Here is a 15,387-nt window from a genome sequence, read left to right on the forward strand (position 1 = left end):
TATAATAAATATTAATATTATATATATGAAGCCTAAAAACGAATGACAAAGGTTAGTAAAATAAAATTTAAAAAAATCCTTCAATTTAAGAAACTAAAAGAAAGATTTTTATATTTGTTTGATGCACAAAATCATATAGATAAAATTCTTTTGTGCTTGTGCTATATATTTTTTTAAAGTAAAGAAAAGTTTTTCCTTTTAAATTTAGGAAGAAAAAAACAATTTATTTTATTTTTCTAAAAAACCTATAAAACAGGACTATTGGACAATTAAACACATTTATTCAAACTTATTTTATTCCTTAACTTAATGTATTTTTTTCTCTCTTTGTTCATATATTTTTCAGGAATTTTTGAATAATATTCTTTAATCATTTTTAAATCATTTGAATGAATTAGAGCAATATTATTTATAACAATTTGACCTTTTTCATCATAATAAAACATATTTTTATCGAAAATTGTATGTATATTTGGACATAAATTTAGTAAATTATTTTCATCGTTAATCATTTTTAATGAGCCAAATTTTCTCGCTTTAACTAAAATATCATTACGAATTAATGTTGAATAATTCTTTAGTTTCTTAAGTTCACTCTCTAATTCAATTTTAATTTTGCTTACTGGATAGATATGTGCATTTTCACTATTTTGATATTTTTCAAAAACATTAATGTTAATAGTTGAAACTTTGCTTCTTTCCTTATTGATTAGCTCTCTAATCCAATAGTTAACTTTTGCTGAATGACTATTTTTATTATAGATATCTTGTATCCAATTCCTAAAGTTTTTATCATTGCTTTTATCGGTGTTTTCGTTTTGTTTTAGAAAGTTGAAATATTCAAATAACCCGTTTTTATTGTCTGTCTTAATTTTCTTAATTCAGTTAATTATTGGCTTTGCATGCTCATTTTTAAAGTTTAATATATCAAATTTATTTTGCCTTTGATTTTTAAATGTAATAGCATCCAAAAACATAATTAAATTCAAACTATAGTATTCGCTTTCTTTAAGTGATTCATCAGAATCTCAAATAAGTTCAGCTGAACTAGGGTGCAAAAAAGAACCACCAACATTGTTTCCTTTAAGTATTGAAACAATGTTTTTAAGAGTGCTGTTGTAGTTCTTCTCGAATCATTCATTTACAATTTTGCACTCATTTTGATTTAGTTTGTAAGTCATATTTCTTACTTGATTGCCTATAAAATAGTCCTTTCGGTTAATTTGTTTTAGATTAAGTTTCAACTTTTCATTTATAAAATTAAATAAATTTTCTCTTAATTTAAAGTTTGAATTTTTATTTTTAAATCAAGATTCAGTGGTACACAAATCAATTCAAAGTTCACTAAATTTGACTTGAAAATAAAGCACACAATCACTAGAATCATCAATAAGTAAATCAATATTACCCTTGAACTTTGCACTATTACTTTTTTCATCATAGTAGTTTTTGGATTTGAAGTCAAAACTATATTTTGTGCAGTTTTCAATTGCAAAATTATCTCAGGTCATTTTTAATTATCTCCTTAAAAATAGCCTCAAGAACTTCAACTGATATTGAATTTCCGCAAGTAAAAATCATTTTATTCTCATTTATTAGGTTAGTTTCTTTAACCTTAACTGCATCTTCTTTATCAAATCCCATATACTGATATGCTGTGATTGAATTAATCGATTGAATTTTGTTTTCATTTTCAAAATAAAATTTAAGTCTACTATTAGCACCTGAAGCAGTTAATGTTGGACCAAGTCCTACTGGTAAGTATAAATATGCTTCGGAGTTGAAATTAGTATAGCCTAGCAATCTTGACTTTGTTATATTTTTAGAACTTCTGGTAAAAGGTGTCCTATTATATTTTAGAAGATTATCAAGTGTTGGTGCAGACTTGTCAAAGGTAATTAAGTCACCTAGATTTTTATTGTTCTTTATTGGTTTTGGAAACTTAAATAAACTCTTTCCTAAAGTTGAAATTGCAAAAACCCTTTCTCTATTTTGATAACTACCAAAATCAATTGAATTAACAACTTTTCACTCTGTTTTATATCCAATTGAATCAAGAACACTGATTCAATTATTAAAATCATTTATGAATTTTCGTGTTGATAAAGCCTTAACATTTTCAAGAACTAAAACTTTTGGTAGTCTATCAATATTGCTTTTAAGTATTCTTTCAATTTCAAATAATAGTCCACTTCTTGTGCCTTTACCTAAACCACGTTGTTTACCTTGTTGTGAAAGATCTTGACAGGGAAATGAATATGTTAGAATATCAATATTTTTAGGTAGCACTGTTAGTTTTGTAACATCTGTTTGATTTTTGATTTGCTTCTTTGAAGCAGAAATCAACCCCCCCATTAGAATGCAAAATTTTGTCACTATAAACCTTTTTAAAGTATTCATGATCGACAAAAGAATATAAATAAGGAAATATTCTTGATAGTTTATCCTCATTCATTTTGTTAAAGTAATTTTGCTTAACAACATTTTTGCTATCTGAACTAAAGGTGAATTTAGAAAGCAGTGATGCCTTTTTATTGTGGCTAAAATTAATTTCAGGTTCTAACTTTCCATAGTGAATGATTTGATATGAAATGATTGCATCAATGTAGAAATCACAAGAACCCATTGAAACAGTTTCAAAATTTAGTTCCTTTTCCAGATTTTTCAGTGCTTTGTATTGTGAACCAATGCCTGAAAAGATTTCAAATAATCTAATTTTTTTCATAAAAAGATTTTAACGCGTTTTATATATGAAAAATAAGCAAAACATTTTAAATTTATAGAGCTAGACTTGACTTATTTGAATTAAGTGCATTTTTTAATTTTTAAAATATAATAATTAGCAGAAAGAGAAAAAATGAGTAAATTTATCGGTCTAAGAAAAGAATCAAAATATGAATCTGAATTTGATGCCAAAAAAGTTGAAAAATATGCAAATTATTTAATTGAATGAATGAGAAAAAAAGTTAATTTGGCTGGTGCAAAAGGTATTGTGTTAGGTATCAGTGGAGGTATTGATTCAGCGGTTGTAGTAGCGTTAGCTAAGAGAGCCTTTAATGAAAATGTTCTAGGTGTTATTATGCCGGTTGACAGTATGCAAAGTGATGCAGAAGATATTAAAAAATTAGAAAAATCAGTTGGTTTAAAATTCATTACAGTTGATTTGAAAAATATATATGAGGCTATAAAACAGGCAATTAAGAAAATTAATAACCCTTTAGCATTAAGTAATATTAAGCCAAGATTACGAATGAGTACACTATATGCACTAGCGCAAGAAAATAATTATTTAGTTGCTGGAACAGGTAACAAATGTGAAATGCATATCGGTTATTTTACAAAGTATGGGGACGGTGGAAGCGATATTTTACCACTTTGCAAACTGCTTAAAAGTGAAGTTAAAGAATTGGCTAAATATTTAAACGTACCTGATTCAATTATTAATAAGAAACCATCAGCAGGTCTTTGAGAAGGCCAAAGTGATGAAGCTGAATTAGGTTTTAGTTATAAGGATTTAGATTCATATTTACTTGATCCAAGTGCATTAATTGATCAACAAGTTAAAGATAAAATTGAAATAATGCATAAAAATAGTGAACATAAAAGAAATGTTTCACAACAGCCTGAAGAAATTGATACAATATTAAACATAAAATAATAAGGAGAATTATTTATGGCAGGACATTCACACTGAGCAGGAATTAAACATAAAAAAGGTGCTAACGATGCAGCAAGAGGAAAAATATTTCAAAAAATGTTTAAAGAAATCTACGTTGCTGCAACAAATGCAGGTGGAGCAGACCCAGAAACAAACCCATCACTTAAGTTAGCTATTGCCAAAGCAAAAAGTAAAAATATGCCAAAAGCAAACATTGAGAGAGCATTAGCTAAAGCCAAAGGCGAGGCAAAAAATGGAGCAACCTTTAGCGAGGTTTTATTCAATGCAACAATTGGTGGCGGTGCTTCATTCTTAGTTGTGACATTAACTGATAATATGAATAGAACAACAAGTTCTATGAAAGCACACTTTAACAAACAAAACGCCACACTCGGCAAAACAGGTCAAGTTCCTTTTGCTTTTGATCACAAAGGCGTTTTAGAAATATCAAAAGATTTAGCAAGCGAAGATGATTTAACAATGATTGCACTTGATAATGGTGCTGAAGACTTTGAAGCAACAGAAGTATCATTTATTATTACCACTGCACCTGAAAACTTTTCAAAATGTAAAAGTGCAATAGAAACTAATTTAGGAATTAGTGACTTTATGCAATGTGAGGTAACTTATATTCCAAATTCTACTGTTTCATTTGACAAAGAAAAAAGTGAAAGAATTCAAGAATTTATTAATAAACTTGAAGACGATGATGATGTCCAAGAGGTTTATCACAATATTGAATTAGAAGACTAGAATCATCTTTTAATTTAAGTAGAAAGCTAGTATGAAGAAATTTATTAAAGCTCTTGAAAATGGAGCGTTTTCAATTGGCACAAGAGAAATAGCAGCAAAATTTTATTTAATTTTAATTGCATTTGCAATTATATTTTTAGTGCCAATACTAGTATCCTTAATTGTTCCATTATTTAAGAAAAAACTTAGTAAAAATGGAAGCACATTACTTTATGCGTTTGTAACTGGTTTCTTTTTAACAATGGCTCTTTTTGGTTTTTTAAAAGAAGCTTTAGAAATAAGTTCTACATATGCGCCTAGTTCACTTAGTGCTAATGCAACATTGAGTCAAATTAGATGAGCAACTTATGGCTGAAATATTTTATTAATTGTTTCAGGCTTAATTGGTGGATTAATTTTTGCTTTTAGTATTAAATATTTAGTCAAAAGCGTAAGTAAAAAACACCTTGCCAAAAGCAAAGCAAGTGTTTTTGTTCACTCGCATGAGCATGTACAAGGCGATAATGAACAACATAGCCATATGGACAATTTGAATACATCAACTAAAGCTGACAATAGGTTAAAAATTGTTGCCTTACTTTTGTTACTTACACATAGAATACCAGAAGGGTTTTTAATAGGATATTCATTAAATAATTTATATGTTGATAAAGAGATTGGGACATTAGGATTTGCTTTCTTTATTTCATTTATAATGCATTTAATACCAGAAGAAATTGTATTTTATTACAGACAAAGAGAAATGGGCGTTAGTCGCTGAAAAGCAATTAGTACCTCAATAGGTTGTTTATTCTTGTTCTTGCCAATGATGCTACTAGGTATATTTCTTGGTAAATATATTCAAAACATTTGACAACTAAGGGCATTCTTACAAGCAACAATTGCCGGAATATTCTTCTTTACAGCCACAATGGAATTTCTGCCTGAATTTTATAGCACTCACTATGATGCTAAAATGTTTAAAAAAGTTATGATTACATTCATGGCCGGCCTAGTAGTATGTGCTTTAATATTAGCAATACACCAACACGGTAAATTTAACTAATTTAATTATTTAACTCTTGACTTTGACACTTTGGCCATTAAAACACATTGAAAATAAGGCTCATATACATAGTATATGAATTTTTTATTTTTTCTTGTAATTCTAGTAAAACATAGTATAATATAATTATGTTTGTTAAAGTTATTAGAGTTAGAAATAAAGAATATGTTAATATTGTGAAAAGTTATTGAGATAAAGAAAGCAAATCTTGTAAACATAAGGTTGTCCAAAATTTGGGATTATTATCCAAATTAGAAGAAAACGATCCTAATTTTTTAGAAAACCTGAGAAATGAATTTAAAAAGTATTCAAAAGATAAGGAAGAAAAGAAGTACTTTTAGGCAGAATGCTTGGGACATTTAAAGATGTTTTATCTGACGATAGCATTGACGGTGAATATGATATTAGAGATGAAAACAAGATACACAATAAATATCAGAATGAATTAGAAGTTTTAAATTATGGCAATTTAATACTAAACAATGTTTACCGAAAGTTAGACCTAGATAAATATTTTGAGAAATCAAAGAATATGAAGAGAATCAAATACGATTTGAACAATATTGTCCAAAATTTAGTCGCAATGAGATTTTTAAAACCTTGTTCAAAAAGTAAAACATTTAATATTTTTGATGAGTATACAATAAAGAATGATGACACCCTTAAATCAATCCACAGAAGCCTTGAAATTTTGTGTGATGAAAGGCTAGATATCATTGAACATATCAACAAAAAATTAGCCAAACTATTTGATAGAAACCTAAAAGAAACATTTTACGATGTTACAACTGTTTACTTTGAAAGTATAGAAAAAACGATTTGTTAGATTACGGGTTTTCTAAGGATGCAAAAATTAATAATGTACAGGTTGTTCTTGGGATGATGATTGATGCTTATGGAATTCCAATTGCCTACAAATTGTTTGCCGGAAATACAAGTGATTTTAAAACTTTTGTCCCTTTTATAAAGGAAGTTAAGGAAAAATTAGGTATTGAAAATATTACTGTTATTGCAGACAGAGGATTAAACTCTGGTCCTAATCTTTTAGAACTTAAAAAGATGGTTTTGAGTTCATAATGTCTCACAAAATTAAAGGAAATAAGAACCTTGTTCCTGGCATTATAGACCTTGCTACATATGAGCAAGCAACTGATGGTTTTTATGTAAAAAGCACCATTAACTAAAAAAATTAAGGATGAATTAGGACTTGATAATTCATTAGATGGAAATTTAATTTTAAGTTTTTCAGAAAAAGAAGAAAAAAGATCAAAGTGATAGAGAAAGACTGATTAAAAAGCCAAAAGTTGTGTTGAAAAAATGGCTCAAAAGCCATGAGTGAATTAAAAAAGTGGCAAAAAATATGTCAACTATTCTGTTGGAGAAATTTCATTAAATGAAGAAAAATTATAGATGATGCAAGATGAGATGGATTTTACGGAATATATACAAGCAACAAAAATTTAAGCATTGAAACAGTAATAAGAACATATTCAAATTTATGAAAGATTGAAGAATCATTTAGGATTTTAAAAACAACTTTTGAAACTAGACCAGTTTATTTGTCAAAAGAAAAAACAATTGAAGGACATTTTATGATTTGTTATTTAGCATTAGTTATTGAAAGATTCATAGAATTTTCATTAAGTTCATTGGCTAATAACAGTTTAACAACCGACAGAATTGTTGATGCATTGAGAAAGGTAAAAATAGTACTTATTGAGAGTTTAGACAAGAAAGAAAAATACTTTTTAAGAGTTAGAGAACCAGAAGATTACACAAATTTAAGAGAATCATTAGGTTATCAAATAATTCCTAAATGGGGAAAAGTCGATGAATTAGGCCCTGTTTTACTAGAATCTAAATAATAGACTTTCCATAAAAACCTATTTTATAGACTTTTTTAAAAAATGAATTTCTAAAGTGTCAAAGTCAAGAAAAAGTTATGATTACATTCATGGCCGGCCTAGTAGTATGTGCTCTAATATTAGCAATACACCAACACGGTAAATTTAACTAATTTAATTATTTAACTTTTAAGACTTTTTTCCCAAAAACCTGTCAAACAGGTTTTTAGAAAAATTACAAATTTTAAAAAATACCTGTGCTTATTTAAGTAAACACAGGTATTTTTTATAAGGTTTTTTCAAATTCTTTTGTTTGTTTGATTTCCTCAAGAATATCTTGCAATTTTTTATCAGGATTATTTGATGCAGTAGCAACAACCAATGATTCAACAAATGGACCATTTACCAAATGAACATTATTTCGACCACACATTTCAATAGCCATTTGAGTGTTCATTAGTGAAGAACCTAACTCACAAAAAACAAGAACATTTTCACTTGGTTCAATTGAATTAATAGCTTCCATAATAATTGTTGAATCTGTGCCATATTCACTTGAGTCTTTTAAACCAGAAGCATTAATAATCTTAAAGTCTGAATACTTCATTATGCTTGCTAATTTTATAGTCTCTTCAGCTAATGCTTTATTATGACTAACAACTACAAAATGAATCACTTAGATCTCCTTAAAAATTGTTTCTAAAATAATTAACATTGTCAGCGAACCAGGGTCATGAGTACCTTTGCTTCTTTCTCCTAGATAACTTGCTCGACCTTTTGTTGCAATTAAATCTTTTGATTTTTCAAAATTTTCACGTGCAATTTTTAAAGAAGATTCAAAAGCTACTTTGAATTCAGTGCCATTGCTAATTAGTTTGTGAAATTCTGCGACAAAAGGACTTAAAATATCAACGAAAGTTTTTTCTCCAACATGTGCCTTACCTCGTTGTTCAATTCCTATTGAGGCTTCCAAAAGCATTTTGTCCAATGTTTGCTCTTTTGCTGCTTTCATAAATGCAGTAGCAAGAAGAGGACCAGATGAACCCCCAACTTTTGACATAAGTGTCATAGCACAAGAATTTAAAACTTCAGCAACACTTTTCGATTCAAATTTTGGAAGATCTTGTTGAATTTGCGAGAAACCACGCTTAATATTAATTCCATGGTCTCCATCGCCAATTAAACGATCTAATTCAGTTAATTCATCAGCTCTTTCAATTAAGTTTTTAGAAATTTCATTTAATACGTGTAATACTTTTTTTGTTTCCATAATTAAAACATACTGTTTTCTACTTTAAAGTCTAAATATTTCTTAGTTGTTTTACTTAATTTCAAAATACTAATTGAAAAACCTGGCATTTCAAGAGATGTCATATAGTTTCCTACATATGATTTATGGATTTTAACACCCTTAGCTTCAAGTTGCATATTAACATCTCTATTAATTATGTTTAATTCCATTAAAGTTGTGCCACCTAAACCATTTACAAGAACTGCGACTTCTTCACCATTTAGATTAACTTCTTTAAGCAGTCTTTCCAACATGTCGCTTACATGTTCGCTTGCTTTCTTAAGTTTTTCTTTTGCAGTTCCTGGTTCACCGTGGATACCAAGGCCCATTTCAATTTCATCCTCAGCAAGTTCAAAACTCTTCTTGCCACTTGCCGGAATTGTTGCTCCACCTAATGACATACCAATTGTTTTAACATTATCAATAACTTCTTGTGCAATTTTCTTTACAGTTGATAGATTTTTTCCATCTTCTGCAGCACTACCAGCAATTTTGTGTACAAAAACTGTACCAGCAACTCCACGACGGCCAACAGTATATAAACTATTTTCAACTGCAATATCATCAGCAACAATAACTTCTTCAACTTTTGTGCCATTAGCTTCTGCCATTTCAGCTGCCATTTCGAAGTTCATTACATCCCCTGTATAGTTTTTGATTACAAGTAATGTTCCTTCTTTTGTAGAAACTGTTTCAATAGCCTTAAGAATTTGGTCAGGTGTTGGAGAAGTAAAAACTTCCCCTGAAACAGCTGCATCTAAAAGACCATAACCAACAAAGCCAGCATGGGCTGGTTCATGCCCTGCACCACCACCCGATATCAATGTTACTTTGTTTGTTTTCTTTGCTCTAGCAATAACATTGAAGTCAGGAACTTTTTTAAGATCCTTTCTAGCATAAACAAGACCTTCTAACATTTCAGGTACTACATTTTCAACTTGATTAATTAGTTTTTTCATATTTATCTCCTATACATTTTGTTAATATTTTACTCTTTTTAATAGGCACATTTTTTAATTGGTAATTATGTAATGGTTTTATTTTATTTTGTCCACCCTGTTTTTATCTTTTATTTTGTCCATTTTTAGGTTTCAATTATTATTTTAAAAAGGAGAATTTAAATTATGGAAAATCTTGTAATTAAAACCAGATTTCAAGCAGTTGATACAGGTAAAACAACTGATTATGAAGATAAAAAAATTTTAGATTTAAAAAATTCAACAATATTGAAATAGACCAAATGCAGAAATATCAAAAATATTAGGAAAATTGGGTTGTAGAACATCAACAAAAACAATTAAAAGATATAGAAATCAAATATTGATTGCATCTACAAATAACCAAGATGCAATCAGTATATCACATGGTAATAAAAATAAACTTAGGGGTGTGAAAGTAAGTGATTCAGTTATTATTGATTTAACTAATAGATATTATGAATTAGTGGAACATATTGAGAAGATATCAAAAGGTGATCTTAGTGTAGCCTTGTTGCATTTTTACAATAATGAGTCTTACTAATGATGAAAAAAATTGTTGCCTTTCACTACCTTTTATAAAAGAATGCTTAGACTTGGTTATTGTAGTTCATATGCAACGAGAAAAGTAAAAAATGGGCTAAGAGAAGAAGAATGTTTTTAGAAAACGGTCAAGATATTTCTAAAATCGAGGCACAGTTTATTAAAATTTATGAAAAAATTCTAAATAAAAATCCATTAAAAGGCGTTTACCAAAATAAAAGTTCTGACTATGATTTTGGGCAAATTATTGAAATTGATGCAACACCACTTCATCTTTTTGGAGAAAGTAAGAAGTACCATATTTATAATGCTGTTGATACGGCAACAAAATGTTTGTTAGCAATCTGAATTGACATTGAGGAAACAACAATTGGATATCAAAATCTTCTAACACAATTATTTAAAAGGTATGGCATTCCACAAGTAATAATAACGGATAGAAGAAGAACTTTTGAGGTTCAGATAGTACAAGAACAAATATGGAAGAAGCACTAAATGCAAGAGGAATTGAACTTATAACAAGCAAGAATCCAAAGGCAAAACCAAATGTTGAAAGATCATTTTGAACATTGCAAAGATGAATAGGAACATTCTTTCATACAAACGGAATCAACTGTTTTGAAGACTTTTGGGAAAAATTGAACTTTTAATTGATGAATACAACAAACAATTTAAAAAGGCCGAAGCAGTAAGTAAAAATCAAATGTTTTTAGAAAGCCAAATACTGAAATTTTTGAAGAAGAGATGAATCTTGTAATTAAAAGAAAAATAGTTAATCATACTGTGAGATATGACAACAAATATCTTGCTCCATTTGATAATAATGGCGCTAGGGTTTCTATGTTTGAAAGTGGAGAGGCAAAGTCTTATGGTAACTCCTGAAAATAAATTATTCTTTGTTGAGGGGAAAAGAAAATATGAAGCCAGAGTACCGAAAGGAAACGAATTGAGTGCAATCGATGTATATGCAATATCAAAAATCTTGATCCACAACATCAAGGTGTAAGAGCCTACAATTAAAACCATGCTTCATAATAGAACATGAACATCCAGTACATTTGAAAAACTTGAAAATATATTTAAGAATTCTGCAAACCCAAACAATAAAGACATTGAATTTATTAAAAACTATTAAGTGAAAATCTTGAAAAGTTAAATGATATTACAAAAGAAATGAAGGAATTTATTGACGCTAATTACAAATCATTTAAGTAAGTTTTTCTTGTTTCTTCTTTTTTAAAAGAAGAAAGCCTGTCTTGCAAGACAAAAAGAAGTTTTGCTTCTTAAGACCGACAGGTCTTAATAAGAGCCAACGGCTCAATACTTATTAAATAAGTTATTTTTTATTTCAATCAACAATTTATTTGTTGATTGAAGAATATTTAAAAAGAAATTAACAAATGATGTCAATCCCCAAAAGTTATGAAAAAACTTTAGGATTGAAGACAAAATGAATTAATTAAAAGCAACTTCTTAATGATGTTGTATGTTTTAATATGCAAAATTTTAAAAAATGTAATTTAACATTTAAAAATGCGGTAAACCTTAATGTTGTACACACAAAAACAAAAAATAACACATTTTTTTGCTGTTTTAGTTAAAAAATAGCCAAACTTTTATGTGTTTTGGCTATAATTTTTACAACCTTAAAAATTGGACAAAATAGAAGAAAATTATCAAGGCACATTTTTTAATTGGTAATTATGCATAAAAAATCATATAAATTTTGCATTCAAAAAATGCCACCAAAAAATAATTTATAATTTTATTGTTAATTAAAATTGTAAAGGAATGAAATAATATGAACGGAATTATTTTTGATTGACATTATTTGCTTGGTGAATTTATTGGAACATTTGTTCTAGTCTTACTTGGCAATGGAGTTTGTGCTGTAAATAATTACAAAAAAATGTATGGTAAATCTGGTGGTTGACTAATGATTGCTGTTGGTTGAGCACTAGCGGTGCTTTTTGGAGCATTAATTGCTGATGCTTGCGGTGCTCCTGGACACTTAAATCCTGTGGTAACAATTACTGCTTTACTTGCAATAGGCATGTTTGCACACTTGCATGCTGTTCTCTACTTTTTGATGATTGCAATGCAATTTGCTGGAGCAATATTTGCACAAGTTGTTCTTAACTTTTTAAACTGACATCATATTAAAGAAAATGACTTTAGTGCACTTAAAGGTTCAAGTTGTACAGGACCAACACACAGAAATGCATGAGTAAGAAATTTCTCATACGAATTCATCGGAACACTATTACTTCTTATTGTAATCTTTGTTGTTAATGTAAACAATAAATTACCATACATTTCAATATCAATTGTTGCTATAGGTCTTTCATTAGGTGCTGTAACAGGTTATGCAATTAACCCTGCTCGTGATTTAGGTCCAAGACTTGTTTATTATGCAATGACCAAATTACCAGCATTTAGAAGTAGCTTAATTGATGAAGAAACTAAAAAAATTAAAGCAGAATATTCAGCAGACCTTAAATATGGTTTCTTAATCCCTACATTAGCACCTATGACAGCAGCTATTGTTGTAGGTTCAGGTCTACTAATTAAAACCTTAATGTCAACAATGTAATATAAATATTTAGGCTAAACAAAGCATGATTTTTGATGCTTTGTTTTTTGTTTCTTTATGATGGTTAATTAGATCTGTTAGAGTTTTAAAAAGTAGTCATTTAATCCACAAAAAAGTCTATAAAACAGGACTATTCATTTATTTTGGAAATTGAAAAATTGGTTAGTCAACAGTAAAATTCAAACAAAAAAATGAACCTTTTTAAGTTCATTTTTCGGGATTTAATTATTTATTAAGACTTTCTCATTTTCAGTTTTTAACTTCTGGAATATCAGTTCCAACTTCACGGATGTACTTGTTGTGGAATTGAATAGTTTGTTCCATTTTATCCATAAATGGTTTTGCTTCTGAACAGTAAACAGCTTTTGCTGCATCACTAGCCATGTGGAATCTATCCATGTGGCTTAATTGTCTAATGTCAAACGATGTTGTAATGTCTCCATTTTCTCTATAACCATGAGCAATTAAATTGTGGTTGTGACGGTCAAAGAATATATCTCTTAAAATACCTTCGTAACCATGGAAAGCAAATAAAACAGGTTTGTCTTTTGTAAAGATTGCGTCAAATTCTTCATCACTTAAACCACGTGGATCAATATTTGGATGTCTTAATTTTAGTAAATCAACAACATTAACAAATCTGATCTTTAGTTCTGGATATTCTTTGTTAAGTATTGAGATAGCAGCTAATGCTTCAAGGTTTGGTTCTGTACCACTTGCTACTACAACTAAGTCAGGAGTTTCATCTCTTGAACATGTTGAAGCCCAATCAATAATGTCTAAACCTTTTTCTACTAATCTTTCAGCTTCTTCAACTGTATAGAATTGGTATCTAGGTTGTTTAGATGAAACAATTAAGTTAATAACATTTCTTTCACTGAATGCTTTATCCATAACAGCTAATAATGTGTTTGTATCAGCTGGTAAGTATTCTCTAATTAATTCAGGTCTTTTGTCTGCAAGGTGACCAATTAACCCTGGATCTTGGTGCGTGTAACCATTATGATCTTGTTGGAAAGCAGTTGAAGTTGCAATAACATTTAACGATGGGTAGTCATTTCTTCATACAATTTCTTTTGCTTTTCTTAATCACTTCATATGTTGTGTAATCATTGAATCAACAACTCTTAAGAATGATTCATATGAAGCAAACACACCATGACGGCCTGTTAATACATAACCTTCTAGAAAACCTTCTGCTTGGTGTTCTGAAAGTTGTGAGTCAATGATTCTACCTGCAGGGCTAAGAGCTTCATCTAACTTAGAATCGATTTTTTCCATTCATTGACGGTTTGTAACTTTAAATAAGTTATATAAACGATTTGATTTAGTTTCATCAGGTCCAAAAATTCTAAAGTTATCTGGATTTCTTTTAACAAGGTCAGCAAAATATGTACCTAATTCAACCATATCTTGTGCAACAACTGAACCTGGTTTGTCAAATTGAAGAGCAAATTTTCTTCAGTCTCCAAGTTTCATAACTTTAGGGTTAATTCCACCATTGGTAATTGGATTAACTCCCATTCTCTTTTTACCTTTTGGTGCAAGTGCAGCAATTTCCTTAACTAGTTTACCTTTGTTGTCAAACAATTCTTCAGGTTTATATGATCTCAATCATTTTTCAAGTTCTGCCACATGTTCCATATCTTCAGATGTAATTGGAAGTGGAACTTGGTGAGCACGGAAACTACCTTCAATAGCTTCTTTGTTTCACGATTTAGGACCTGTTCAACCCTTAGGTGTTCTTAAAACAATCATAGGTCAGATTGGTCTTTTAGCTTTTTCTGCTTCTTTTTTACGAGCTTTTGTTTGGATTGATTGAATTTTTTCGATTACTTCATCTAAGGTTTTAGCCATTAATTCATGCATTATTTCTGGCTTGTCACCTTCAACAAAATAAGGTTCTCATCCCATACCTTTAAAGTATTGTTGCAATTCTTCATTACTTTTACGGCTTAAAATTGTAGGGTTTGAAATCTTACCACCGTTTAAGTGAAGAATTGGTAATACAGCACCATCATTTACTGGGTTAATAAATGAGTTTGAAAATCAACTTCCGGCAAGAGGTCCTGTTTCAGCTTCACCATCACCAACAACTGTTGCAGCAATAACTTGTGGGTTATCAAGAATTGCACCTGTTGCATGTGAAATGGCATAACCTAATTCACCACCTTCATGGATTGAACCGGGTGTTTCAGGAGCAGCGTGTGATGCTGTTCCACCAGGGAACGAGAAGTATTTAAATAAGTGTTGCATTCCTGCTTCATCTTGTGTTACATGAGGAAATAATTCAGTGTAACTGCCATCTAAATATGAGTTAGATGTCATAACTTGACCGCCATGTCCTGGTCCTTCAATATAGAACATGTTTAAGTCATATTTGTTAATAACTCTATTTAAATGAGCATAAATAAAGTTTTGGCCTGAAATAGTACCTCAGTGACCAATTGGATAAACTTTAACATCCTCAGAAGTTAAAGGATGTCTTAAAAGAGGATTGTTTCTTAAGTAAATTTGACCAACAGAAAGATAGTTTGCAGCTCTTCATCAAGCATGAACTTTTTCAAGGTATTCTTTACTATCAAATTCTTTTTTGTTCATTTGATCTCCTTATTATTTTTTGCATTTGTTAGTCTTTCTAAAGTTTGGTTTAGTAACCAGAGGAATAGATTGACAAATTTGT

The 15,387-nt window shown here is 29.5% G+C and carries 21 protein-coding genes; 14 read left to right on the forward strand and 7 right to left on the reverse strand.

The window, feature by feature from the left end; all coding sequences use genetic code 4:
- Positions 1 to 269: 269 nt before the first annotated feature.
- Genes NPA07_RS00125 through dcm_N form a run of 3 tightly spaced genes read right to left on the reverse strand, consistent with a single transcriptional unit; the run spans position 270 to position 2,725 of the window.
- Complete coding sequence (locus tag NPA07_RS00125) at positions 270 to 1,511, reverse strand: MAG4270 family putative restriction endonuclease (protein WP_126118184.1); 1,242 nt, start codon at positions 1,509 to 1,511, stop codon at positions 270 to 272.
- The gene (gene dcm / locus NPA07_RS00130) at positions 1,498 to 2,355 is read right to left on the reverse strand and encodes a DNA (cytosine-5-)-methyltransferase (RefSeq protein ID WP_126118183.1); all 858 of its coding nucleotides are present in this window, start codon (positions 2,353 to 2,355) and stop codon (positions 1,498 to 1,500) included. Before dcm ends, NPA07_RS00125 begins: the two co-directional genes overlap by 14 nt.
- Positions 2,279 to 2,725, reverse strand: a complete 447-nt coding sequence (gene dcm_N / locus NPA07_RS00135; protein WP_126118182.1) for a DNA (cytosine-5-)-methyltransferase N-terminal subunit — start codon at positions 2,723 to 2,725, stop codon at positions 2,279 to 2,281. The genes dcm and dcm_N overlap by 77 nt, the downstream gene beginning before the upstream one ends.
- Before the next feature lie 132 nt (positions 2,726 to 2,857).
- Here dcm_N and NPA07_RS00140 point away from each other — a divergent pair, with 132 nt between their 5' ends.
- From NPA07_RS00140 to NPA07_RS00170, 7 genes are all read left to right on the forward strand, one after another.
- Positions 2,858 to 3,658: an NAD+ synthase gene (locus tag NPA07_RS00140; RefSeq protein WP_126118181.1), complete on the forward strand. Its 801-nt coding sequence runs from the start codon at positions 2,858 to 2,860 to the stop codon at positions 3,656 to 3,658.
- Between the two features lie 15 nt (positions 3,659 to 3,673).
- Positions 3,674 to 4,411, forward strand: a complete 738-nt coding sequence (locus tag NPA07_RS00145) for a YebC/PmpR family DNA-binding transcriptional regulator (RefSeq protein ID WP_126118180.1) — start codon at positions 3,674 to 3,676, stop codon at positions 4,409 to 4,411.
- Positions 4,412 to 4,442: 31 nt separating this feature from the next.
- The gene (locus NPA07_RS00150; protein WP_126118179.1) at positions 4,443 to 5,456 is read left to right on the forward strand and encodes a ZIP family metal transporter; all 1,014 of its coding nucleotides are present in this window, start codon (positions 4,443 to 4,445) and stop codon (positions 5,454 to 5,456) included.
- Between the two features lie 128 nt (positions 5,457 to 5,584).
- Complete coding sequence (locus tag NPA07_RS00155) at positions 5,585 to 5,797, forward strand: hypothetical protein (RefSeq protein ID WP_256553208.1); 213 nt, start codon at positions 5,585 to 5,587, stop codon at positions 5,795 to 5,797.
- A gap of 5 nt (positions 5,798 to 5,802) precedes the next feature.
- Positions 5,803 to 6,282 (forward strand): hypothetical protein, encoded by a 480-nt coding sequence (locus NPA07_RS00160; protein WP_256553209.1) that lies wholly within the window; start codon positions 5,803 to 5,805, stop codon positions 6,280 to 6,282.
- The gene (locus tag NPA07_RS00165; RefSeq protein WP_256553085.1) at positions 6,276 to 6,533 is read left to right on the forward strand and encodes a transposase; all 258 of its coding nucleotides are present in this window, start codon (positions 6,276 to 6,278) and stop codon (positions 6,531 to 6,533) included. The genes NPA07_RS00160 and NPA07_RS00165 overlap by 7 nt, the downstream gene beginning before the upstream one ends.
- Before the next feature lie 254 nt (positions 6,534 to 6,787).
- Positions 6,788 to 7,321 carry an IS1634 family transposase gene (locus tag NPA07_RS00170; RefSeq protein ID WP_256553210.1) on the forward strand — a complete coding sequence of 178 codons (534 nt, stop codon included), beginning with the start codon at positions 6,788 to 6,790 and terminating at the stop codon, positions 7,319 to 7,321.
- Positions 7,322 to 7,586: 265 nt separating this feature from the next.
- Here the strand turns inward: NPA07_RS00170 and dhaM are convergent, their stop codons facing one another.
- Genes dhaM through dhaK form a run of 3 tightly spaced genes read right to left on the reverse strand, consistent with a single transcriptional unit; the run spans position 7,587 to position 9,550 of the window.
- Complete coding sequence (gene dhaM / locus NPA07_RS00175) at positions 7,587 to 7,976, reverse strand: dihydroxyacetone kinase phosphoryl donor subunit DhaM (protein WP_126118177.1); 390 nt, start codon at positions 7,974 to 7,976, stop codon at positions 7,587 to 7,589.
- Positions 7,977 to 8,570 carry a dihydroxyacetone kinase subunit DhaL gene (dhaL, locus tag NPA07_RS00180; protein ID WP_126118176.1) on the reverse strand — a complete coding sequence of 198 codons (594 nt, stop codon included), beginning with the start codon at positions 8,568 to 8,570 and terminating at the stop codon, positions 7,977 to 7,979.
- A 2-nt stretch (positions 8,571 to 8,572) separates the two neighbouring features.
- Positions 8,573 to 9,550 (reverse strand): dihydroxyacetone kinase subunit DhaK, encoded by a 978-nt coding sequence (gene dhaK, locus NPA07_RS00185; RefSeq protein WP_126118175.1) that lies wholly within the window; start codon positions 9,548 to 9,550, stop codon positions 8,573 to 8,575.
- 310 nt (positions 9,551 to 9,860) lie between these two features.
- On the opposite strand from dhaK, the gene NPA07_RS00190 reads away from it, so the two are divergent.
- From NPA07_RS00190 to NPA07_RS00220, 7 genes are all read left to right on the forward strand, one after another.
- Positions 9,861 to 10,112 (forward strand): hypothetical protein, encoded by a 252-nt coding sequence (locus NPA07_RS00190; protein WP_256553178.1) that lies wholly within the window; start codon positions 9,861 to 9,863, stop codon positions 10,110 to 10,112.
- 110 nt (positions 10,113 to 10,222) lie between these two features.
- Complete coding sequence (locus NPA07_RS00195; protein ID WP_256553211.1) at positions 10,223 to 10,606, forward strand: DDE-type integrase/transposase/recombinase; 384 nt, start codon at positions 10,223 to 10,225, stop codon at positions 10,604 to 10,606.
- Positions 10,591 to 10,761 (forward strand): hypothetical protein, encoded by a 171-nt coding sequence (locus tag NPA07_RS00200; RefSeq protein ID WP_256553212.1) that lies wholly within the window; start codon positions 10,591 to 10,593, stop codon positions 10,759 to 10,761. Before NPA07_RS00195 ends, NPA07_RS00200 begins: the two co-directional genes overlap by 16 nt.
- Complete coding sequence (locus NPA07_RS00205; RefSeq protein ID WP_256553167.1) at positions 10,740 to 10,868, forward strand: hypothetical protein; 129 nt, start codon at positions 10,740 to 10,742, stop codon at positions 10,866 to 10,868. Before NPA07_RS00200 ends, NPA07_RS00205 begins: the two co-directional genes overlap by 22 nt.
- A complete protein-coding gene (locus NPA07_RS00210) occupies positions 10,856 to 10,999 on the forward strand; it encodes a hypothetical protein (RefSeq protein ID WP_256553115.1) in 144 nt (47 codons plus the stop codon). Before NPA07_RS00205 ends, NPA07_RS00210 begins: the two co-directional genes overlap by 13 nt.
- A complete protein-coding gene (locus NPA07_RS00215) occupies positions 10,980 to 11,117 on the forward strand; it encodes a hypothetical protein (RefSeq protein ID WP_256553130.1) in 138 nt (45 codons plus the stop codon). The genes NPA07_RS00210 and NPA07_RS00215 overlap by 20 nt, the downstream gene beginning before the upstream one ends.
- A gap of 795 nt (positions 11,118 to 11,912) precedes the next feature.
- Positions 11,913 to 12,704 carry an MIP/aquaporin family protein gene (locus NPA07_RS00220; RefSeq protein WP_126118172.1) on the forward strand — a complete coding sequence of 264 codons (792 nt, stop codon included), beginning with the start codon at positions 11,913 to 11,915 and terminating at the stop codon, positions 12,702 to 12,704.
- A 225-nt stretch (positions 12,705 to 12,929) separates the two neighbouring features.
- Here the strand turns inward: NPA07_RS00220 and NPA07_RS00225 are convergent, their stop codons facing one another.
- Positions 12,930 to 15,305 (reverse strand): phosphoketolase family protein, encoded by a 2,376-nt coding sequence (locus tag NPA07_RS00225; RefSeq protein ID WP_126118171.1) that lies wholly within the window; start codon positions 15,303 to 15,305, stop codon positions 12,930 to 12,932.
- Between the last annotated feature and the right edge of the window lie 82 nt (positions 15,306 to 15,387).

This window comes from Mycoplasmopsis caviae (genome assembly GCF_024498215.1).
Classification (GTDB): Bacteria; Bacillota_I; Bacilli_A; order Mycoplasmatales; family Metamycoplasmataceae; genus Mycoplasmopsis; species Mycoplasmopsis caviae.